Below are 21,228 nucleotides of genomic sequence, written 5' to 3' on the forward strand. Positions count from 1 at the left end.
TATTTATATTATTTTTTATTTTAATTATAATAATTATTATTAATTCTAAAATTAAATGTTAATTACTTATTTGCTCATTGTTTTAATGTTATTTAATTTTTTATTAAAGATAATAAAAAGGGATAAATAAAACTTATCCCTTTGGTTGGCTATTTAAATTAGCCAATTAACCTTTTAGTTCTCTCGCACATTGTTGTAAATGCTGGAAAGAAGTAAATCGAGTTTGATGATGTAATTTAAATTGCTCATTAGGTTGATACGTTAAATCAATATTTGCAAATTGAGCCATTGCTTGTGCGACATTCTCGCAAACATCTCCGGCGACGGCTCCCAAAATAGCAGAGCCCAATAATACAGGTTCATCCGCTTGAGTTGAAATCACCGGAACACCACAGGTATCAGCTAGGAGTTGACGGATCAGCGGGTGCTGACCGGCGCCACCACTGATAGCGATATTTTGGATAACAGCACCTGATTGTGCCTGAGCATCAATGATTTGTCGTAATCCATAGCCAATACTGCAAACACCGGCGGTATAGAATGCAAGTAAGTTATCAAAGCTGTTATCCATGGTTAAGCCCGCAATGATGGCTTTCGCGTGGGGATCGGCGAAAGGAGCTCTATTGCCTAAAAACTCAGGAACAATATGAATACCTTTAGCTAATTCAACTGCTTGAGATGGGGTACCTGATTTTTCTAATACTTTATCCGCCAGCATAACGGGTAATGATTTGCCTTGCTCTTTTGCTATCACTTTGGCTTGTGCAGCCATCGGATGTAAAGAAAGTAGTTGGTCAATTGCCGCACCAGCAGCACTTTGTCCACCTTCGTTTAGCCACATACCCGGTACCATTGCTGAATAATAGGGGCCCCAAACACCAGGGATAAACACGGGTTCTTGGGTGGTGGTCATCGTGCAGGAAGAGGTACCAAAAACATACGCCATATTTGCAGTTGCATCACCATTGACCCCAACTGTGCCAATTCCACCAGCATGAGCATCAATCATCCCTGCGGCAACTGGTGTCCCAACTAACAATCCCATTTGTTCAGCAGCTTGGGCGGTTAAGCCGCTTCCATTTGGTGTGCCTGGTTCGACAATTTCCTGACCAATGCGAGCAAAGTTTTCGTCTGCTAACTCTGCGAGACCAATTTGGCGAAAATAGTCAGCGTCCCAGCGCTTTTCATGTGCCAAGTAAGTCCATTTACAGGTTACTGTACAAGTAGAACGCGCTAAAGAACCCGTTGATTTCCACGTTAGGAAGTCTGCTAAATCAAAAAATTGCCACGCACTATCATAAGTTTGGCGACGATTTTCTTTTAGCCAAAGAATTTTTGGGGTTTCCATTTCAGGGGAAATCTTACCCCCAACATAATTCAATACTGGGTGTTTTAGGCTATTGATGCGCTCAGCTTGTTCCGTGGCGCGGTGATCCATCCAAACAATAATATTGCGTTCAGGATCTTCACTTGGACTGACGGAAATAGGTTGCTGGTTTTTATCTAAAACAACCAGAGAGCAGGTCGCATCAAAACCAATTCCTGCGACACGTTTTGCATCAATTTTGGCATCTGCCATTGCATGTTTCACACAATAACAAACGGCATTCCAGATTTCGTTACTTGATTGCTCTGCGAAATTGGCACCATCACGATAGAGCGTAATATCGTGTTTAACAGACGCAAGCATGTTGCCACGCAGATCAAAAATACCTGCACGCGCGCTGCCTGTACCGACATCAATACCAATGACGACGTCGTCATTTTTACTTTGCGTAGGGCTGTTCATATGTCCTCCCACAATCTTTATGGTTATCGGTAAAAATTAAAGGTCAACGCTGTTTGGTAGGATCACAAGATCACGGATGGTGATATTTCTTGGACGAGTTAACATAAATAGAACCGCTTCAGCGACTTCGATAGGTTGCATTAAGCTGCCATTAGCTAATGCTTCTTCCATTTTTTCTTTTGGCCAGTCATCCAGTAATGCAGTGACAACAGGGCCTGGTAATACAGCACCAACGCGAACACCGTATTGAGACACTTGGCGGCGAGTTGAATGGACAAACGCTTGAACTGCAAATTTAGATGCGGTGTAGATAGGTTCCCAAATCACGGGCACCATCCCTGCGATTGAACTAGTAAACAGGACATCCCCTGATTTTTGCTCAATAAAGTGTGGGAGAACGGCGCGCACGCTGCGAAATGCGGCATTGATGTTGAGGTTTAATACTTTATCCCAAACATCTGGGTCGCCTTCTGCGACTGGGCCACCGATATAAGCACCGGCGTTAGCGTGGAAAATATCTAAGCGACCCGCTTTGGCTAAAATAGCATCTAACATGCCATCCACTTGTTCTGGCTTCATTAAATCAACAACCAGTGGAATTGCATTACCGCCTAGTTCGGCAACTAACTGATTTAATCGGTCTTCGGCACGGTCAATTAAAACAACTTTCGCGCCAGCTTTGAGTAGGGTACGTGCGCACTCAAGTCCAATACCAGAAGCCGCACCTGTGATGGCGGCAACTTTGTTTTCTAATGAGATAGCCATGATGTTCACTCCGGATAAGTTAGTTAATCAATAGGTAAGTCAAACTGAGTATTAGAAATTAATGTAATTTTAATAAGTTACGAGGGGATTTGGCAGAGTGTATTCAGTGAGTGAGAATGCAGGCAAATCGCCATATCAACTCGATTCTAGGTTAATTTCGATGTCGCTCAATCGATGGAGCAGTATTGCGACTTTTACGCTTTGGTGTCAAGCTAGGAAAAAATGGAGGCATAAATTTGTGAGCAAGATCAGACAAAACAAGAAAACCACGATCTATGACCTTGCAGAATTGGCAGGGGTTTCAGCCAGTGCCGTTAGCGCTGTATTGAATGGAAATTGGCAAAAAAGACGTATTAGTGCCCAATTAGCTGAAAAAATTATGCGAATAGCGCAGGAGCAAAACTATTCGGTGAATAAGCAAGCGAGTCTATTACGCAGTAATAAATCCAAAATTATTGGGATGTTGGTTCCTAAATACGATAACCGTTATTTTGGGTCGGTTGTGGAGCATTTCGAGGAGATGGCGCGTGAACGTGGGCTATTTCCTATCATTACCTGTACACGCCGTGATCCTCAATTAGAGTTAGAGGCCGCAAAGGCAATGCTCTCATATCAAGTGGATTGGTTGATTTCAACGGGGGCAACTGATCCTGATAAAATTACGCAAATCTGCCACGCATCAGGTGTACCGACACTCAATTTAGACTTACCTGGCACATTGGCACCTTCGGTGATTTCCGATAATTATCATGGTGCAAAGCAGTTAGCGCTCAATATTTTGCGCAAAAGGCAGCAACGAGCTGCATCGTCAGAATCACTGGTGTTTGTGGGAGGACGAGAAGAGGAGCATAACACTCGAGAGCGAATTCGGGGATTTATCGATGCTCATAATTCCTTGAATATAGAGGTTCCTCAACACCATATTTTGACTTGTGGTTATGCGCCAGAAAAAGCCGAACGGGCACTCTCGACATATTCTTCGCAGCACTCATTTTTACAAAAAGAAACACCGCAAGACCCTCAATATATTGAACTTTGTGGGCTATTCGTCAACTCGACTATCTCATTAGAAGGGGTGATGAGGTGGTTAATGAAAGAGGGGCACACAGGCGCGCATCAGCCGCCGATGGGGTGTTTTGACTGGGATCCGTTTGTTGCATTACTTGGGAATGATATCGAGATGGTTAAACAGGATGTTCCCGCTATGCTAGAACAAATTTTTACCTTGATAGAATCGGGAGAAAGCCAGCCTCAGCTTATTGAGGTGATGCCTGTCATGGTCGGAAAAACAAAATAAATTAAATCAGGCTTAAGGCAGAAATGTTAAGCCTGATTTGGTCTGTTTAATTTTTTTATTTAATGTTTTTATTTAAAGCATCTAAACGCAATTGATGGCGTTGATTATAAAACTTCACGTAGGTTAAATACCCAGCCAAAATTGTGGATAAACTTGCTGTCGCTAACAGCATAAATGTCACCATAATTTGGTATTTAACTGCCTGTAAAGGGTCGACTCCCGCAAAAATGAGCCCTGACATCATACCAGGTAAACTCACGATCCCAACCGTCTTGGCAGAATCCACCGTAGGGATTAATGATGCGCGAATACTTTCGCGAATAATCGAGGCAGAAGCAATTTTAGGTGTGGCGCCCAAGCTAAGCATTTCTTGAATTTGCTGTTGTTGACTATTAAAGCGCTGTCCTAAGTTATTGAAGCAAAGTCCGACGGCAATCATGGCGTTCCCAGCAATCATCCCTGTAATTGGAATAACTTGCATTGGGGTAAACGCGATGGCTTCAGTGAGAATTAATACCAACAATGTCAAAAATGTGCCTGAAGTAATCGCAATTAACGCGGTTGGAAATAATTTATCGAGGTATTTACTGCGTTTTTTCGCATTCCAAGCGGCGTTAAAGCAGATAAATAACACTAATAAAACAGTGAGTGCTTTATGGTCAACGTGGAAAATATATTTGAGGATATAACCGGCAATTAATAGTTGAACAATGGCACGGCACGTACTCCAAATAATATCTTTTTCAAGAGAGAGCTTCTCTTTATGGCTAATAAAAATAGCCACTAAGACTAACATAATCGAAAATGCGAGCGACTCATTGGAAATAGTAGGTTGATGCACGATTAATTCCTATTTTTCGCTATGGTGTACGGGGAGGGTAATAATATCGTCAGCATGACCAATTTCATCTTGATCATGAGTCACCCAGAGGACGGCAATATTATTCTTGACCGCTAATTGATGAATAAGCTCATTCACTTTGATTTTATTTTGTTCATCTAAGGCACTAGTGATTTCATCCAGTAATAAAATTTGCGGCAAGAATTGTAAATTACGGATCAATGAGACCCGCTGTTTTTCTCCGCCTGAAAGCTCATTAATGCCTTTTTCTAGGATGGTATCCGGCAGTGAAAAATAGCTTAAATCATCGAGAATTTTTTGTTTATCAAATGGCTGATTGCGTATTTGATAAGGAAAAAAGAGATTGTCATACACGGTATTGCCAAAAAGTGCAGGCGTTTGAGTGCAATAGGAGACTTGTTGACGATATTTCTCTGGCGCAATAGTATTGATATTTTCGCCAGCAAACAGAATTTCACCGCAACTTGGTGGGATGAGTGAAGAGACAATTTTTAATAATGTACTTTTCCCACAACCAGAAGGACCTGTGATCAATTTAAATTCACCTGGGTATAGGTCAATTTGCACATTATCTAAAATTATCTTCTGTCCAACCTGAAAACCGATATTCTTAAGTTGTAATAAGGGCTGTTTTGTTTCCATATCTGACCTAATCCATCTAATTCTATTATCGATATTACGGATATTATGCGCCAATTTAGGGTAAATAGACACCGGGTTATCTGGAATAGGCTTGGCAAATTAGATTTGCATGAAGAAAATAGTTGCCTTATTATTTTAATCAGCGTCTCGTTAGGAGATGGCATTCCTCCTAGTTTAACCGTCCTTGATGTGGACTGATGATGCCTACGTAAACCTTTTCATTTGAATGGGCACGTAGGTTATGTGCCCGAATTTAGGGCATAAATGTCTGCAGGAGCTTTTCCTTGCATTTATTCCCATCTAACTTGTAAGGAAAGTGGCAATGTACGCATCCCTCATTTCTATTGCTTTAGGTTCCGTTTTAGGTGGCTGGTTAAGATGGTTGATTGGCTTAAAGCTGAATAACCTGCACCCTCACATTCCATTTGGTACTGTTTTCGTCAATTTAGTTGGCGGTTTTATCATTGGTTTTGCTGTCTCTTACTTTGCGAGCGCGAATATTAATCCCGCCTATAAATTGTTTATTGTCACGGGCTTTTGTGGCGCATTCACCACGTTTTCAACATTTTCTCTGGAAGTGTTGGTGATGTTGCAAGAAGGAAAGTTGGCGGTGGCATTTAGCACGATCGCAATTCATGTTCTCGGCGCTTTATTATTTACCTTACTCGGTATGTTGTGCCATAACATGCTCTCTCAAGGATAATGGGCTTTAATTAAGTATCTATTTCCCATCTATTATTTTCGTACGATTAATCGCCTATTTGCGGATGTGAATAGGCGATTTTTGTTTCTATTTTGAGCAAAAAAAAAAGGATCGTGAAATAAAGCAGAATATATTACTAACTATGATAATGAGCCGTTTTTATCATGATATAACTGCATCAAAATTGTGAAAGCATAAAAATATATAGCAGGGCAATAGATTATAAATTTATCGTTTCCCCTACACTGAAAAAGTATGAATTATCACCAAATATAACGCATAAAACATATCCTATTAAAAACGGTTCTGAATACGAAACAATCGTTCTGTATTTTCATTCTCTCCCCTCATATATGACTTTTTAATCTACGATTTTTTGCTAGTGTATTTTCAACCTTACACTGTAACTTAATCTATACATCTATTTATTCAATGTTATGATGAAATTGTTGTTTAAATGTAATGGCTTGGATGGATATGTGTTATTTGGCTTTATTTTGTTCTCTATTTTGAAAGAATAAATCTGACATATCAAAATTAATAGATTAAATAACCAAAACAGAAATAAATAAAAATAATAAATGCGGGGAAAAACTTATGTCACAAATGTTAGCTCTGTTATTAATTGTCGGGATACTGTACATCGGGGATGCCATTGCAGTACGAACAAAAGCGTGGATCCCATCGGTGTTTGTTTGCGCGGTATTATTCCTTTTAGGTTATTGGACATTCTTTCCTAAAGATATTGTGAGCGTTGCGGGAATACCAAAAGTTGTCGCTGTGATGCTGATGTATTTACTCATTACCAATATGGGTACATTGCTCTCATTGAAAGAACTTTTACACCAATGGAAGACCATCTTAATTTCGTTATCCGGTATTTTGGGGATCATAGTCTTTATTTACGGGGTCGGTTTAGCGCTATTTGATTTAAATACAGTATTAGTGGCAATCCCGCCATTAGTCGGTGGCATTGTCTCTTCATTAATTATGTCAAAAGGTGCGGCGGAAGCTGGGCTGGTGGATCTTTCGGTATTTGCCATCTTAATTTATGTGATGCAAGGTTTTGCCGGTTATCCGCTAACGGCCATTATGTTGAAGCGTGAAGGTCGCCGCGTGCTTGAGCAATATCGCAGTGGTACATGGAAAGAGTCATTGGCTGTTGACGGTGCGGATGATGTGGAAGTCAAAACACTGGCATCTGAAAGTGCGATGCCTCGCATGTTCAAGCGAATTCCGAGTCACTATAACACCAGTTATTTCCAATTTTTACGCTTAGTGGTGGTGGGGTATCTCGCCTATTTAGTTTCTACCGTTGCCGCGCCTTATGTCAGCATCAGTCCGTTTGTTTTGTGCTTGTTATTTGGTGTTATTGCCTCGTCAATGGGATTTTTAGAAAGGCAGCCATTGCAGAAAGCGAACGGGTTTGGCTTTGCTATCATGGCATTAATGCTATTTATCTTTGATACGTTAAATCATGCAACACCAGATATGTTGTTGAGATTGGTCTACCCAATGGTGGTGTTGATCGTGGCAGCCGTCATCGGCATGTTTATCGCGTCTTGGATTGTTGGAAAAATTCTAGGTGTATCAAAGGAGATGGCTTTCGCGGTCTCATTGACGGCACTGTATGGTTTCCCTGCGGATTATATCATTACCAATGAAGCCATTAATGCACTGACCAAAGATGAAAAAGAGCGTCAGATTTTAACTAGCCATATGTTAGGACCAATGCTAGTTGGTGGTTTTATCTCTGTCACGATGGTTTCCGTGGTATTAGCGGGGATTATGGTCGCCTACATTGTGCCTGTTGCTGCATAACGATAAATAGAATATTAGAATTTAACACGCTGAAAAATAATAGTTTAAGAAAGCGAAAAGAATAGAAAAAGGACAGAAAAATGGTCAATAACAGCATCACAGCATCCATTAAAAAACACACTGAAGAGATGATTGCTTTTCGTCGTGATCTTCACTCACATCCAGAATTGCCTTTTGAAGAAGTGAGAACCACGAAGCGTATTGCTGAAGAATTGGCAAAAATTGGTATTGAGTATCGCCTCACTGAACCTACCGGAATTATTGCGGACATTAAAGGCGGTAAACCCGGCAAGACGGTCGCCTTACGTGCGGATATCGATGCATTGCCCGTTCAGGAATTGAATGATTCCCTTGAGTATAAATCGACAAATAAAGGGAAGATGCACGCGTGTGGGCATGATGCACATACCGCGATGTTATTAACCGCAGCCAAAGCGTTATATGAAGTGCGCGATGAGTTGAAAGGAAATATTCGCCTGATTTTTCAACCGGCTGAAGAAATAGCGCAGGGCGCTAAAGCGATGGTAAAACAAGGCGCAGTGGATAATGTTGACAACGTGTTTGGTATGCATATTTGGTCTACGACGCCTTCAGGAAAAATATCGTGTAATGTCGGCGGGACATTCGCTTCTGCGGACTTATTGGTCGTGAAATTTAAAGGGCGCGGTGGACACGGTTCGATGCCGGAAGCGACCGTTGATGCTGCAATCGTTGCCTCATCATTTGTGATGAATTTGCAAGCGGTGGTTTCTCGTGAAACTTCTTCGCTAGACTCAGCCGTTGTGACTATCGGAAAAATGGACGTGGGCACCCGATTTAACGTGATTGCAGAAAATGCGGTACTGGATGGAACGGTACGTTGCTTTGACATTGAAACCCGTACTCGCATTGAAGCGGCGATCCGTCGTTATGCCGAACATACTGCCGCAATGTACGGCGCCACCGCTGAAGTGGATTATATCTATGGTACGCTGCCTGTGATTAACGAAGAGCGCAGTGCATTATTGGCACAGTCGGTGATCAGTGAAGCGTTTGGTGAAAATGCATTAATGGCAGAAAGACCCACACCAGGCGGGGAAGATTTCAGCTTTTATATGGAAAACATTCCGGGTTGTTTTGCATTATTAGGTTCAGGTAACCCAGAAAAAGATACTCAATGGGCGCATCACCACGGCTGTTTTAACATTGATGAAGATGTGATGGCATCAGGCGCAGAACTGTATGCGCAATATGCGTGGTCTTATTTGCAGCAAGATAAGTTTTAATAAAAGAATAAGTTTTAATGCAGGAAATAAGCTGATTAAGTTTCACGTAGTTATAATGAATGATTAAATCAAGCCTGAGTAATAAATAGATTGCTCAGGCTTTTCTTCTATATTTTAAATCGAGATATGAACCGCCAAATCCCATTTAATTAAACGTTAATTGGGAATTTTTATTACGAATTATGGTGAACAAAAATAGCGTCTCTAAGACGTTGTTGCAGCTCGAAACGTTGTTCTTGGGTAAGTTTATCATCATGAGAAAGCTGCATTAGCATTTCATTCATATTATGAACGGAGTTTTCATCCAGCAATAAGGTGACTTTGTTTGTTATTTCTTGATAGTAATTCACAGCAAATCCTCCAGCTTATTGGGCTAATTAATTCTGTTTATCAATCACCATGACTGCCATGGTGTTGGGTTCAAGCGCGCGCATAATGTGGGGTTCATCACCTCGATAGTGAATATAGTCACCGACATTGAGCTCAACAGGGTTGTCGAGTGGCCCAACTAATGCTCTGCCAGACATCAAAATAATATGCTCAGTGACATCATGCATATGGGGTTCTGAAACGCGATCTCGACCTGGCTGTGCAACAACCGTATAAATATCCCGTTGAGAATTAGGAGGAGCAGAAGAGAGCAAATAGGCCAAATAGTTGGCGTGCTCAGCGCTTACTGGGGTACCTTCGCCATGGCGGATCACACTCACTGCCGCACGTTTTTCTTCAATTAAACGGGAAAAAGGAATATCCAGAGCAACACATAATGCCCATAGGGTTTCAATGCTGGGATTGCCGCTACCCGCCTCTAATTGGGATAGTGTAGATTTGGCTATTCCCGCTTTACGAGCAAGTTCAGAGAGAGAAAGCCCACTTTTTTGCCTTTCACAAGCCAATGATTTTGAGATTAATTCGATAGGGGGCGTGAATAAGGTCAACTTTAACATCCTATTTGATTGCACTTAGCCTAGAGTATCGACATAATGAACGATTGTTTTTTATATCGAACTGTCGTTCTATGCAGACATCTACATTTCAATTTTCTATTCTCCATAATAGCACAGTGAAAAATATTGCACTGGTGTGTATTGCAGACTTAATTGTGGGGATTTCCTACGGTGCATTAGCCCATTCACAAGGTTTTGATTGGTGGGTTCCGTTAATGCTATCCATTTTTGTATTAGCGGGTGCATCCGAGTTTTTGTTTATTGGTGTGGTATTTTCAGGGGGAAGCCCGCTGTCTGCCGCCTTAGCCGGGCTATTAGTCAATTCGCGCCATATTCCATTTAGTTTTGCCGTTAGTGAATTAGCAGGAAAGGGTGCCAAATCTTTGCTGGGATATCACATTATGAATGATGAAAGTGTGATTTTTGGCTTGTCGCAAGACAGCGAACGAGAAAAAAACGCCGCATTTTGGCTGTGCGGACTAGGGATTTTAATCTGTTGGCCTGTTGGTGTGGTCATCGGTGAAATTTTGGGAAGCTTTATTCAAGATACTCACGCACTAGGAATGGATGCCATGTTTCCCGCCATTATCTTAGCGCTGAGTTTACCTGCGTTGAAAGATAGGCGCTTAAGACTCGCTGCGATAGTCGGGGCTGTGATTGCTATGGTAACAACACCGGTATTACCTGCGGGGATCCCCATTTTACTGGCTTTGTTGAGTTTAGTTATCTATATAAGGAAATGATGATGATGGAACATCCTTGGTTAATCGTCAGTGGAATTTTCATTTTAGCAGTTGGGACGTACTTAATGCGGGCATCCGGCGCATTGCTAAAAGGGCGGGTCAATTTAACAGAGCAAAATAAAGCTCTGTTTTCGGCTGCTGCCATTGTGATTTTATTTTCAGTCGCGATGACCTCAACGCTCTTTTCAGGTAATGAATTATCGGATTTACCGAAAATAATTGGGGTAGTGGTGGCAGGTATCCTGACTTGGTACCGTAAGCCATTTATTGTGATTGTTTTGTCGGCGGCGATAGTCACAGCACTATTGCGCTGGTTATTTTAGTTAAAAAAAAGCCCCTATGGCATTAGGGGCTAAAATTAGGGATATACCTAAATGTTATTGTGTCTATTAAGATACTGATTTTTAACTAACAATGCTAAAAGGTTGATGTTATCAGTTTAACAGGTACAGCCTATGGTTTAGGTTGATTCATTCATTATTTAGCTGCGGGGGCCGTAGCAGGAACCGGCATTGGCATTGGTTGTGCTGGCTTGAATTCAGGCACTTCCACGACAGACATCTTCACCATGTAGCGTTTGCCATCTTCAATTTTAGGCGTATCGTTTGCCAGTTTTTTCAGGGTTTCATTCGGCTTGGTGGTTTGTTCTGTCACGCTATACACCATATTATGATGATTTCCGCCGTGATGGCGTGGTGATTTGTTCATATCAACATTAGCGGCTGCGGCAGCAAAGCCAACAGACAGTAAAACGGCAGCAAGTAAACCTTGGTTTAATTTGTTCATCTTTTATCTCCTCATTAACGTGATGAGCGGATAATTCATCAATTAGATTTCCCTCGCAATGGCTTTTACTTGCTTTGACTGAAGCTCCATATTTCCTGCACGTTTTATCCTTTCTTTACACATTTTATTGAAAATAATGAGATTATTTTACTTAGGAAGGGAGTGTGAAAGGGTCAAGAAGATAACCCAGAAAAATCTCTGGGTCATTGACGGTTAGCACGCGATTTGCGGTTGCTGAGGCTCGAGAGGAGGTAAACCATAGGCTGCGCGAGCACGGTCGCAGGCTTCATTGTGGATGCCGTTATGCCACGATTGTTCGAATTCTCGGCATGGCGTTGGGCGTTGTTCATAAATAGAGCAAGAGACACATTCCCCGACGGTACCATCAAGTGCTGTACAGCGGGTATTCGGTTTCTGGTTTGTACCTTGCATACAACTCATAAAGGGGGTGATTTGCTCTGTTAAATGTTGAGGCACCGAACCACCGCCAGCTTCTGCTTCTGCCCAGTAAAATGAGACGCGAAAGTAAGCACAACAAGCACCACAGCTGACACAGGGGTTATCTGAAGGATCAGTTTTTAGTATATGAATAATATTGGTCATATAAAAAATCTAACAATGAAGTTGATAGTTCCCGTAGGAAACGGGAGACGCAACACAGGCAGGAGGCCTAAGAAAATGTTGCTCAGCCGCTATTATGTTACGCAGCTTTACGTATTGGCAATATTTTTTAGAGTAAAAGACCTATATTTCCAATAAAGTCAAAATAAAGTAAAAATTTCAAGCTGTTGCAGTTTGATGAAATATCGAGCCTAGAAAATAGCAGACACAAAAAAACCTGCCGTTTGACGGGCAGGTTTCAATGAGTGTTAGGAGATTAGGACGATTAAACGTGTTTTAAATCACCGTCGTCATCTTGATTGAAGATTGACTTGTCCGTTTCGCCCATTAACTGGCTAGTGACGGTACCCGCTGTCATGGAACCACTCACGTTCAGAGCGGTACGACCCATATCAATCAGAGGCTCGACTGAAATTAACAGCGCAACTAACGTGACGGGTAATCCCATTGCTGGCAGTACAATCAGTGCGGCGAAGGTTGCACCGCCACCCACACCAGCAACACCGGCAGAGCTGATGGTCACGATACCGACTAAGGTTGCTATCCACAGAGGGTCAAATGGGTTGATCCCCATAGTTGGTGCGACCATCACGGCTAACATCGCAGGGTAGATACCCGCACAACCGTTTTGACCGATAGTTGCACCGAAAGAAGCCGAGAAGCTTGCGATAGACTCTGGCACACCAAAGCGGCGAGTTTGCGTTTCAATATTCAGTGGAATACTGGCTGCGCTCGAACGGCTAGTGAATGCAAATGTCAGTACTGGGCCCGCTTTCTTAAAGAACTTGATTGGGTTTAAGCCTGTTGTAGCCACTAAAATACCGTGAACCACAAACATAATGGCTAACGCGACATAGGATGCGACGACGAAAGTCCCTAAGTTAATAATATCGGCTAAGTTAGAGCTTGCGACCACTTTGATCATCAGCGCCATTACACCGTAAGGGGTTAAACGCATGACTAAGCGAACGAGTTTCATTGCCCATGCTTGCATCACATCGATAGCCGCTAATGCTTTTTCACCGCGCTCTTTATCATCTTTAAACAGTTGCAGCGCAGCTACTCCTAAGAAGGCAGCAAAAATAACTACACTAATGATAGATGTTGGGCTTGCACCAGTTAAATCCGCAAACGGGTTTTTCGGGATAAAGGACAGGATTAACTGAGGAACCGTTAAATCTGAGACTTTACCAATATAATTTGTTTCAATGGCCGCTAGGCGTGCAGTTTCAGATTGACCTTGAACCAGACCTTCAGCCGTTAAGCCGAACAGGTTTGCGATCAAAATACCCACTAAAGCCGCAATGGCTGTGGTAAACAGCAATGTGCCAATAGTTAAAAAGCTAATTTTCCCTAAAGAAGATGCCTTATGAAGTCGAGCGACCGCACTCAGAATAGAGGCGAACACCAGAGGCATAATCACCATTTGTAACAGTTGAACGTAACCATTACCGACGATATTAAACCAAAGAATGGAGTCTTTTACCGTTTGGTGACCGGAACCATACACGAGGTGAAGTCCGACACCATAAGCAACACCGAATACGAGACCCAGTAAAACTTTTTTGGACAGGCTCCAACCATTCGATCCGAGTTTTGCTAACAGTATTAAAAGTGCTACGAAAACCAGCACATTGATAATCAGAGGAATATTCATTCCGCACTCCAAATTGTAATTATTTTACATAATGATTCTTGTTGTTAATCCTTAATAGGTATAAGGATTTCATTTCTTCTAACAACTGGTTATATGATATCAGTTGAAGTTAGTCATTACTTATAATCAAAAGTTATAATTTAGGTTGATCCATGCTTACAGTATATTACAAAAGTGAGCTTTTTGTCGGTAAGTGTATATTTATCTGATTATTAAAATAATTTAGTGCGCTTTCAATTTGCTGGAACCAATCAGCGGGATGACCTGTTGGAATTAAGACCGCACAGACGGTCAAAAGCACGGCAATAAAGCGTTCCCCGCGTTTACTGGACTTACCGCGTAAGATGGGAAAACAGAAACGTGTTGGTAGCGGCCATAAAAAAGGCACTCCGGATGGGGTTAGCATATCCGCCACTAAATGGCTCATATAACCTAATAAAAACGCTTGGATAAGGTCGGTGGGTAAATCCCAATAGTGAGGCAGCCATTGGTAGCTGCTGATCAGTAAAATGAGCCAAGCAATCAGGCTGTGAGTGAACCCGCGATGTCCGCACAGTTTTGATATAGGTAATGAAATAATGCGAAAAAGCCGCCCGAGGATTGATGAAGGGTGGTCAATATCCGGCAATAAGGCACCCAGCAACACCCCTGGCACCATATGCAGCCAATCACCCTGAGCGAACTCCGGGGTAATTTGCAATTTATGAGCCATTACAAGTGAGGCGACGGAAAAAAGCAGATGCCCTTCAGCAGTCATGGTGGATAAAATACCATCTGTTTATCTATACAGTAGGCGGCAGTATAAAGGGTTTGCAGGAAATATGGTAGTAGGTTGGAGTTAAAAAAACTCTTATTTATTAGTTAATAACCGTAGGTTTTTATACTTTTTTGAAATTTCCCCTACGTGAAAAACGTAAGGGAAATCGTGTTTCGTTAACGTCTTTAAGATTAACGTAAATTTTCTGGGCGTAAATCGTTCAATGAGGCGATTTTAACATCAGCTAAACCCCAGCGAGGGTCATTGAAATGCTTGCTATCAGGTACAACGATAGAACGCATTCTTGCTGCTTTTGCAGAAATCATTCCATTAAAGGAGTCTTCTAATGAAGCACAATGGATAGGCTTGGTGGATAGCTCAGCGGCGGCTTTTAAATACACTTCAGGATGAGGCTTACTTAATGGTAAATCTGCGGCTGAAACGACGGCAGAAAAATAATGGCGGATATCAAATAAGTTCAGCACTTTTTCCAGCATATAATCCGGAGACGCAGAGGCTAAAGCGATGTTCAGATCCATTGAGCGGCACAGTTCAAGTGCATGCTGTACACCTGGCAGTAATGGGCGTTTTTCTTCCACTAAACCAATAACGCGGTCAATAATACGCTGTTTTGTTGCTTCTAAACTACAACCCTGCCAAGGAGATGCGTTGTACCAAAGTTCAACAACGTGATCGATACGTAAACCGAGGGTGTCAGGAAGAGTGTGCTTAATGGATAAATCGACGCCTAACTCTGCAAAAACTTCATCTTCCCCTTGTTCCCAAAAAGGTTCCGAGTCAATCAGCAAACCATCCATGTCGAAGATGACAGATTGGATAGGTAATTTATGATACATAGCAAACTCCATTCATTTAGATACCCGCTTAAAAATAGGGTATGGGGATTGTCGCTGTACTTTAATCACAGTCATTTTGGTTTCTGAAACGATTTTAACAAGCTATGACTTGGGGTTATAGAGATATCTGTGCTATCACATGATTTTATTGGAAATTGGAGATTAGTTATTGATGTAGATTCGATTCACTCTTTGAATAATCCGAAACTCAGTTTTTAACTATCATTTTTTTATAGAAATTTGGAGCCAGCAAATATTATCGGCTATGATTAGCGTAGAAAAAAACTTTAAGGAATAGTTGTAATGAATTACCACAAGGCAAATTCTCTTGCGATTGGCAAACGTATTTTGGGCTGGATCGTATTTTTTGTGGCGTTAATTTCCACATTGACATCGTTAATTAAATTAGCGGCTCTGAAAGGAATTCAAGGCGAAGGAATTAATGCAGTTGCCAATGATTTTGTTAAATTAATGGCGGAGATGACTCGACAAAGTACGCCGTTTCTCAATGTATTTTGGAATAATTCACCAGTCCCTGAAGTGAGTCATGGTTTTTCAGATAGCTGCATCGGATTTTTTGTTATTTTTATTTTTATCTTTGTGGGGCTTGCTTTAAGCGCATCAGGCTTACGCATGTATCGACAAATTAAATTCATTCGCGAAAGCATTGAAGATCATGTCATTCTTGAAAATGCAAAAGGCAGTGAAGTGACCAAAGAAGAGTTAGAAGCCAAAGTTACTATTCCTCGACATACTATTTTTAAACAGTTCTTTTTGATGTATTTCTGGCCGATTGTTTTAGGGATCGCCATTTATTTTGCATTGAAACTTCTGAATTGGTAGTTTTTATCATGTAGGCCGCTTTTCATTATGTTGATAATGCCCATCATGAAAAATGCACAGCATCGGTGTTTATTCCGTTGCTGTGCATCTCTTATTTTCGCCTAATTGATTCGCTGCTATTCGTCGTCTAATAAATTATCAATAATGCTGCGAGCATGCAGATAGCTTTGCTCATTACCAAACATGTTGGCTTGATTGAGTAAAAAATAGAGTTGATAGAGTGGTTGTCTGTCTAAAAAGCCCGTTGGTAATGGCCAAACACTTTGGTAGCCATCAATAATTTGAATCGGAATTTCTTTGTATAATGGCAGCATCGCGATATCACATTCCCGATCACCCCAATAACAGGCCGGGTCATAGAGTACGCCATCCATTTGGTTGGTGATCGCACAATTTGCTGGCCACAGATCCCCATGCAATAAAGAAGGTTGAGGTTGATGGCCGGATAAACGGTGTTTAACAATATCCACCAGTCTTTGAATATCACCAAAAACCATGCCTTTTTCAGATGCAATTTGTAATTGAAGACCGATACGTTTTTCGGCAAAGAATGCATTCCACCGTTTTTCCCATCCATTAGGTTGAACAATGGTACTGAGCATAGTATCAAAATCGAACCCATAACTTGGCTGTTCTTCCCATTGATGTAATCGCGCCAATTGTTGACCAAAGTGCCATGCATTGGTGCTATCAAAATGTTTTAACGGGAAGTATTCGAGGAGAAGAAAGCTATGGTGCTTGTTGCTACCCAAGCCGTAGACTTTGGGAACGGTGATAGTTTGGCTTTTCGCTAGCATTTCAAGCTGCTCTGCCTCTTGTTTAAAAAGAGGGAGAAACTCGCGGCGATTTTGTTTTACGAACACTGTATGCTCGCCATAATCGATTCTTAAAGTGTGATGAATATCCCCACCAGAAAGAATCACTTTATTTCGCAGCTCTGCCTCACCAAAGTGTTCAATTAATAAACGATTCATCGCTTGCCACATGATCCACCTCGCTGTGATTTGGTCTTCACTCATACCATACTATAGCGTCAATTTAGGAATTAACAGTGATCATTGTTTAATAATTACGCCTTATTCCGAAATGATTGATGGCTGATTTTGTTCAAGAATTGGGGGATTCTTTTGATGATAACAGATGGATATCGCTTTTTTCTTTTATAGAGAGCAAGCTTCAAAATAGAAGAGAGTCAAATAGAAGAAAGAAAAAGCTGAATAGGTTTTGAGCGTATTCAGCTTTATATCATTAGGCCGTATGCAAATCTTGGCGCGTGGTGTGGGATTTGCGGCGTGCGAGAATTAATTTGCTATAGAGCAGGGCGATAACAAAATAGCCTGCTTGGATCACCACAATGGTTGGGCCCGTTGTCGCATTAATGTGGAAGCTGACAATCGTTCCCAGTACGCTGGAGGTGACGGAGGCGATAATCGCGACCACCAACATCCAACCAAAGCTCCGGCATAGGACAAAGGCGATGATCCCCGGAGAAATCAACATTGCAATCACCAGAATGATCCCAACAGCCTGTAGCGATGCCACGATGGTTAACGCTAATAGCGAAAGTAATCCGTAATGTAGCCATTTAACCGGCAAGCCGATAACACGCGCTTGGTTTGGGTCAAAGCAATACAGCATAAAGTCTTTACGTTTGAGTAAGATAATCGCAATGGTTATCCCTGCAAACAGTAAAATTTGTTTAAATTCTTCGTCGGTGATCCCCAAAATATCCCCGAATAAAATATGAGTAAGATGCTGCTCAGTATCGATTTTCGCGAACATGACCAAACCGACAGCAAACATACCCGAGAAGACAATGCCCATGACGGTGTCTTCTTTTATTCGACTATTCTCTTTTAAATAGCCAGTAGCAACTGCGCAAAATAGTCCTGAAACAAAGGCGCCAATGGCCAGTGGAATGCCAATCAGTGACGCGATAATAATTCCGGGTAATACCGCATGGGAGATGGCATCTCCCATTAATGACCAACCTTTCAAGACTAAAAAGCAGGATAAAATAGCGCAGACGGTTCCTGTAACAATCGCCGTGATCAGGGCTTTTTGCATAAATGGGAATGCGAAAGGAGCCATCAGTAAATCCATAAAATCATTCATGGGTTGCTCCTTGTTGCTTACTTTGATGCAGGTCAGCGACTTCGCTACGGGCTTTGCGACGAGAAGCAAAGAGCCCATGTTTTGGTGCAAAGAAGAACGCCAGTAAGAAAATCACCGTTTGGAACGTAACAATTAGTCCGCCCGTTGCGCCATTTAAAAAGTAGCTGAGGTAGGCACCAATTGCACTGGTGGCTGTACCGATAGAGACGGAAATGATCAGCAATGTTTTAAATTTATCGGTCAGTAAATAGGCTGTTGCACCTGGCGTGACAACCATCGCAATGACTAATATCGCCCCAACAGTTTGCAGTGCGGCAACGGTACATGCGCTTAATAAGGTGAAGAAAATAATTTTTAGGCGCAGTGGATTTAAACCGATGGAACGAGCATGGCTTTCATCAAAAAAGACTGCTAGTAAATCTTTCCATAGGCACATCAGGACAACAAATGAAACGGCGATAATAATCTCGACTTGAAGAACATCAGCATCGGCGATCCCCAAAATATTACCGAAGATAATACTTTGCACATTCACTGAGGTTGGGTTTAACGAAACAATCAATAGCCCCGCTGCAAAAAAGGTGGAGAAGATAAAGCCGATAACGGCATCTTCCCGTAAACGGGTGAGATGTTTAACAAACGTCATGGCGAGGGCGGCGAGAATACCGGTAAAAAAAGCCCCTGCGGCGTAAGGTAATCCAAGCGCATAAGCGCCCGCCACGCCGGGTACAACCGAGTGGGAGAGGGCATCTCCCATCAGCGACCAACCTTTGAGCATTAAGTAAGCTGATAAGAAAGCACACACCGCTCCCACGATGGCACTCACCCAAATAGCTTTAACCATAAAGTTGTACTCAAAGGGTTGCAGTAACAACTCAATCATTCAGATTCCTTAGGCTGATTTTTTCTAACCGGTGCATCGTGATCGTGACCATAGAAGACGGCGGCACGTTCGTCATCAGTAATCACCGTGACAGAGCGTGGGTCATCATCGTCGTGAAGCTCTTGACCAGACAGGTTAATATGACGCAGTACGCCACCAAATGCTTTTTGCAGATTACGCTGGGTAAAGGTGGTTTCGGTTGGGCCACTCGCCAGCACAGTGCGATTTATTAAAATCACATGGTCGCAAAATTCAGGGACGCTTCCCAAGTTATGGGTTGAGACTAGAATTAAATGCCCTTCATCGCGCAGACTGCGGAGTAGGTCAATAATGGCATTTTCTGTTTTTACATCGACACCTGTAAAGGGTTCGTCAAGTAATAAAACTTTACCTTGCTGAGCGAGGGCTCGAGCCAAAAACACCCGTTTTTTCTGACCGCCGGAAAGTTCACCAATTTGGCGATGTTCCAATCCGGCTAAATCTACACGTTCTAAAGCCATTTTTACGGCGTCTTTATCTTCCTTTTTAGGAATACGAAAGAAACCCATTTTGCCGTAACGCCCCATCATCACCACATCAGAAACTAACACTGGAAAATTCCAATCCACTTCTTCTGTTTGTGGTACGTAGGCAATAACATTCTCTTTTAATGCCGCTTTAATCGGTTGGTCATTGAGGGTCACACTACCGGACGATGGCGTCACTAACCCCATAATTGTTTTAAACAGCGTTGATTTACCACTTCCGTTTACGCCCACAAGGGCGCAAATGGAACCACCGTGAATATTGAAACTAGCGTCATAAATCGCGGTATGACCATTGTTGTAGGTGACAGTTGCGTCATCAACAACCAGAGTCGGATGTTCGAATTGATTTGTATGGCTCATTTACTGTGAAAATCCTTTTGCGATGGTATCGACGGTTGTGTTCAACAGGTCTATATAAGTTGGTACAGGGCCTTCAGCGGTTGATAGTGAATCGACGTATAATACTCCGCCGTATTTTGCGCCAGTCTCTTTACTGACCTGCAGAGCCGGTTTGTCTGAAATAGTACTTTCGCTGAAAACAACGGGAATGTTGTGTTCACGAACCGTATCAATCACTTTTTTAACTTGCATTGGTGAGCCTTGTTCTTCAGCATTGATGGGCCACAAATAGACCTCTTTAAAGCCATAATCTTTAGTGAGGTAGCTAAATGCGCCTTCACTGGTCACTAACCAACGCTTATCTTCAGGAATACGATTCAAACGCTCACGTAAAGGTGCATCAAGTACCGCAATTTCTTGGGAATATTTTTTCGCGTTTGCATTATAGGTGTCTGCATTTTCTGGATCATATTTCACCAGTGCCTTACGGATATTTTCGATATAGATTTGTGCGTTAGCAGGGGACATCCAAGCATGAGGATTCGGATTATCTTTATATTCCCCTTCACGGATTGGCATCGGCTCAATACCTTCAGTGACGACAACCGCAGGCACATCTTTAAGGTTTTCAAAGAAACGCTGGAACCAAACTTCCAGATTCATTCCGTTCCATAAGATAAGGTTAGCATCGTAGGCTTTCATAATATCTTTTGGTGTCGGTTGATAACCGTGAATTTCTGCACCCGGTTTAGTGATGGATTCGACAATTGCGGCATCACCGGCTACATTTTGAGCAATGTCTTGTATTATAGTAAATGTGGTGACCACTTTAAATTTTTTAGCTAAAGCGGGATGGCTGACAAATAAAACGGCAGCTAATGCAATAAATGTAGTACGTAATGGCGTTGATAATCGGAATAAACAGTTTGTCATAAAATAGATCCTAACGTTGGGTCACGAGTTCTATTAACTAAATTAATCTCATTAAATGGTTAATCTAAATAAGTGT

At 42.0% G+C, this 21,228-nt stretch carries 23 protein-coding genes and 1 riboswitch; of the genes, 7 read left to right on the forward strand and 16 right to left on the reverse strand.

From position 1 onward, the window contains the following. Nucleotides 1–166 precede the first annotated feature (166 nt). Both GKR48_RS09390 and GKR48_RS09395 read right to left on the reverse strand, forming a co-directional pair. Nucleotides 167–1,789, reverse strand: a complete 1,623-nt coding sequence (locus tag GKR48_RS09390) for an FGGY-family carbohydrate kinase (RefSeq protein ID WP_154627911.1) — start codon at nucleotides 1,787–1,789, stop codon at nucleotides 167–169. Nucleotides 1,790–1,825: 36 nt separating this feature from the next. Then, nucleotides 1,826–2,554 carry an SDR family oxidoreductase gene (locus tag GKR48_RS09395; protein WP_154627912.1) on the reverse strand — a complete coding sequence of 243 codons (729 nt, stop codon included), beginning with the start codon at nucleotides 2,552–2,554 and terminating at the stop codon, nucleotides 1,826–1,828. A gap of 238 nt (nucleotides 2,555–2,792) precedes the next feature. Here GKR48_RS09395 and GKR48_RS09400 point away from each other — a divergent pair, with 238 nt between their 5' ends. Next, nucleotides 2,793–3,851 carry a LacI family DNA-binding transcriptional regulator gene (locus GKR48_RS09400; RefSeq protein WP_336431141.1) on the forward strand — a complete coding sequence of 353 codons (1,059 nt, stop codon included), beginning with the start codon at nucleotides 2,793–2,795 and terminating at the stop codon, nucleotides 3,849–3,851. A gap of 55 nt (nucleotides 3,852–3,906) precedes the next feature. Here GKR48_RS09400 and fetB read toward each other — a convergent pair whose 3' ends face one another. Then, nucleotides 3,907–4,692: an iron efflux ABC transporter permease subunit FetB gene (fetB, locus tag GKR48_RS09405; RefSeq protein WP_272521148.1), complete on the reverse strand. Its 786-nt coding sequence runs from the start codon at nucleotides 4,690–4,692 to the stop codon at nucleotides 3,907–3,909. A 9-nt stretch (nucleotides 4,693–4,701) separates the two neighbouring features. After that, nucleotides 4,702–5,355 (reverse strand): iron efflux ABC transporter ATP-binding subunit FetA, encoded by a 654-nt coding sequence (gene fetA, locus GKR48_RS09410; protein ID WP_154627914.1) that lies wholly within the window; start codon nucleotides 5,353–5,355, stop codon nucleotides 4,702–4,704. Nucleotides 5,356–5,499: 144 nt separating this feature from the next. Beyond that, nucleotides 5,500–5,569: riboswitch (Fluoride riboswitch) on the forward strand. A 108-nt stretch (nucleotides 5,570–5,677) separates the two neighbouring features. Here fetA and crcB point away from each other — a divergent pair. The 3 genes from crcB to GKR48_RS09425 all read left to right on the forward strand — a co-directional run bounded on the left by crcB (nucleotide 5,678) and on the right by GKR48_RS09425 (nucleotide 9,144). Then, nucleotides 5,678–6,058, forward strand: coding sequence for a fluoride efflux transporter CrcB (gene crcB / locus GKR48_RS09415; RefSeq protein WP_132494787.1), 381 nt, complete (start codon nucleotides 5,678–5,680; stop codon nucleotides 6,056–6,058). 597 nt (nucleotides 6,059–6,655) lie between these two features. After that, the gene (locus GKR48_RS09420; protein WP_154627915.1) at nucleotides 6,656–7,879 is read left to right on the forward strand and encodes a hypothetical protein; all 1,224 of its coding nucleotides are present in this window, start codon (nucleotides 6,656–6,658) and stop codon (nucleotides 7,877–7,879) included. A gap of 80 nt (nucleotides 7,880–7,959) precedes the next feature. Next, entirely contained in the window at nucleotides 7,960–9,144 is a 1,185-nt protein-coding gene (locus GKR48_RS09425; RefSeq protein WP_154627916.1) for a M20 family metallopeptidase, read from the forward strand. A gap of 173 nt (nucleotides 9,145–9,317) precedes the next feature. Here GKR48_RS09425 and GKR48_RS09430 read toward each other — a convergent pair whose 3' ends face one another. Both GKR48_RS09430 and GKR48_RS09435 read right to left on the reverse strand, forming a co-directional pair. Then, nucleotides 9,318–9,494: a DUF2526 family protein gene (locus GKR48_RS09430; RefSeq protein WP_272521147.1), complete on the reverse strand. Its 177-nt coding sequence runs from the start codon at nucleotides 9,492–9,494 to the stop codon at nucleotides 9,318–9,320. Nucleotides 9,495–9,521: 27 nt separating this feature from the next. Further along, nucleotides 9,522–10,091 (reverse strand): helix-turn-helix domain-containing protein, encoded by a 570-nt coding sequence (locus tag GKR48_RS09435; RefSeq protein ID WP_154627917.1) that lies wholly within the window; start codon nucleotides 10,089–10,091, stop codon nucleotides 9,522–9,524. A 71-nt stretch (nucleotides 10,092–10,162) separates the two neighbouring features. Here GKR48_RS09435 and GKR48_RS09440 point away from each other — a divergent pair, with 71 nt between their 5' ends. Together GKR48_RS09440 and GKR48_RS09445 are read left to right on the forward strand one after the other, a co-directional pair. Continuing rightward, nucleotides 10,163–10,834, forward strand: a complete 672-nt coding sequence (locus GKR48_RS09440; RefSeq protein WP_154627918.1) for an AzlC family ABC transporter permease — start codon at nucleotides 10,163–10,165, stop codon at nucleotides 10,832–10,834. Continuing rightward, complete coding sequence (locus GKR48_RS09445; protein WP_154604092.1) at nucleotides 10,834–11,157, forward strand: AzlD domain-containing protein; 324 nt, start codon at nucleotides 10,834–10,836, stop codon at nucleotides 11,155–11,157. Before GKR48_RS09440 ends, GKR48_RS09445 begins: the two co-directional genes overlap by 1 nt. 154 nt (nucleotides 11,158–11,311) lie before the next feature. Here GKR48_RS09445 and GKR48_RS09450 read toward each other — a convergent pair whose 3' ends face one another. From GKR48_RS09450 to hxpB, 5 genes are all read right to left on the reverse strand, one after another. Further along, nucleotides 11,312–11,620, reverse strand: a complete 309-nt coding sequence (locus GKR48_RS09450; RefSeq protein ID WP_154604091.1) for a hypothetical protein — start codon at nucleotides 11,618–11,620, stop codon at nucleotides 11,312–11,314. 213 nt (nucleotides 11,621–11,833) lie between these two features. After that, complete coding sequence (locus tag GKR48_RS09455; RefSeq protein ID WP_154627919.1) at nucleotides 11,834–12,223, reverse strand: YkgJ family cysteine cluster protein; 390 nt, start codon at nucleotides 12,221–12,223, stop codon at nucleotides 11,834–11,836. A gap of 283 nt (nucleotides 12,224–12,506) precedes the next feature. After that, nucleotides 12,507–13,898: an L-cystine transporter gene (locus tag GKR48_RS09460; RefSeq protein ID WP_036950508.1), complete on the reverse strand. Its 1,392-nt coding sequence runs from the start codon at nucleotides 13,896–13,898 to the stop codon at nucleotides 12,507–12,509. Nucleotides 13,899–14,064: 166 nt separating this feature from the next. Then, nucleotides 14,065–14,655 (reverse strand): metal-dependent hydrolase, encoded by a 591-nt coding sequence (locus GKR48_RS09465; protein ID WP_154627920.1) that lies wholly within the window; start codon nucleotides 14,653–14,655, stop codon nucleotides 14,065–14,067. 191 nt (nucleotides 14,656–14,846) lie between these two features. After that, nucleotides 14,847–15,512: a hexitol phosphatase HxpB gene (hxpB, locus tag GKR48_RS09470; protein WP_132494803.1), complete on the reverse strand. Its 666-nt coding sequence runs from the start codon at nucleotides 15,510–15,512 to the stop codon at nucleotides 14,847–14,849. Nucleotides 15,513–15,815: 303 nt separating this feature from the next. Between hxpB and GKR48_RS09475 the strand changes: the two genes are divergently transcribed. Then, a complete protein-coding gene (locus tag GKR48_RS09475) occupies nucleotides 15,816–16,355 on the forward strand; it encodes a YniB family protein (protein WP_154627921.1) in 540 nt (179 codons plus the stop codon). Nucleotides 16,356–16,471: 116 nt separating this feature from the next. On the opposite strand, the gene GKR48_RS09480 is transcribed toward GKR48_RS09475, so the two are convergent. The 5 genes from GKR48_RS09480 to GKR48_RS09500 form a co-directional block, all read right to left on the reverse strand. Next, nucleotides 16,472–17,341 (reverse strand): fructosamine kinase family protein, encoded by an 870-nt coding sequence (locus GKR48_RS09480; RefSeq protein ID WP_154627995.1) that lies wholly within the window; start codon nucleotides 17,339–17,341, stop codon nucleotides 16,472–16,474. Nucleotides 17,342–17,603: 262 nt separating this feature from the next. Beyond that, nucleotides 17,604–18,470 carry a metal ABC transporter permease gene (locus GKR48_RS09485; protein ID WP_154627922.1) on the reverse strand — a complete coding sequence of 289 codons (867 nt, stop codon included), beginning with the start codon at nucleotides 18,468–18,470 and terminating at the stop codon, nucleotides 17,604–17,606. After that, nucleotides 18,463–19,353, reverse strand: coding sequence for a metal ABC transporter permease (locus GKR48_RS09490; protein ID WP_154627923.1), 891 nt, complete (start codon nucleotides 19,351–19,353; stop codon nucleotides 18,463–18,465). The genes GKR48_RS09485 and GKR48_RS09490 overlap by 8 nt, the downstream gene beginning before the upstream one ends. Further along, nucleotides 19,350–20,240, reverse strand: a complete 891-nt coding sequence (locus GKR48_RS09495; protein ID WP_154604086.1) for a manganese/iron ABC transporter ATP-binding protein — start codon at nucleotides 20,238–20,240, stop codon at nucleotides 19,350–19,352. The genes GKR48_RS09490 and GKR48_RS09495 overlap by 4 nt, the downstream gene beginning before the upstream one ends. Then, the gene (locus GKR48_RS09500) at nucleotides 20,241–21,152 is read right to left on the reverse strand and encodes a metal ABC transporter substrate-binding protein (protein ID WP_154627924.1); all 912 of its coding nucleotides are present in this window, start codon (nucleotides 21,150–21,152) and stop codon (nucleotides 20,241–20,243) included. Nucleotides 21,153–21,228 lie beyond the last annotated feature (76 nt).

The organism is Providencia sp. wls1943, assembly GCF_009706275.1.
Lineage (GTDB): Bacteria > Pseudomonadota > Gammaproteobacteria > Enterobacterales > Enterobacteriaceae > Providencia > Providencia zhijiangensis.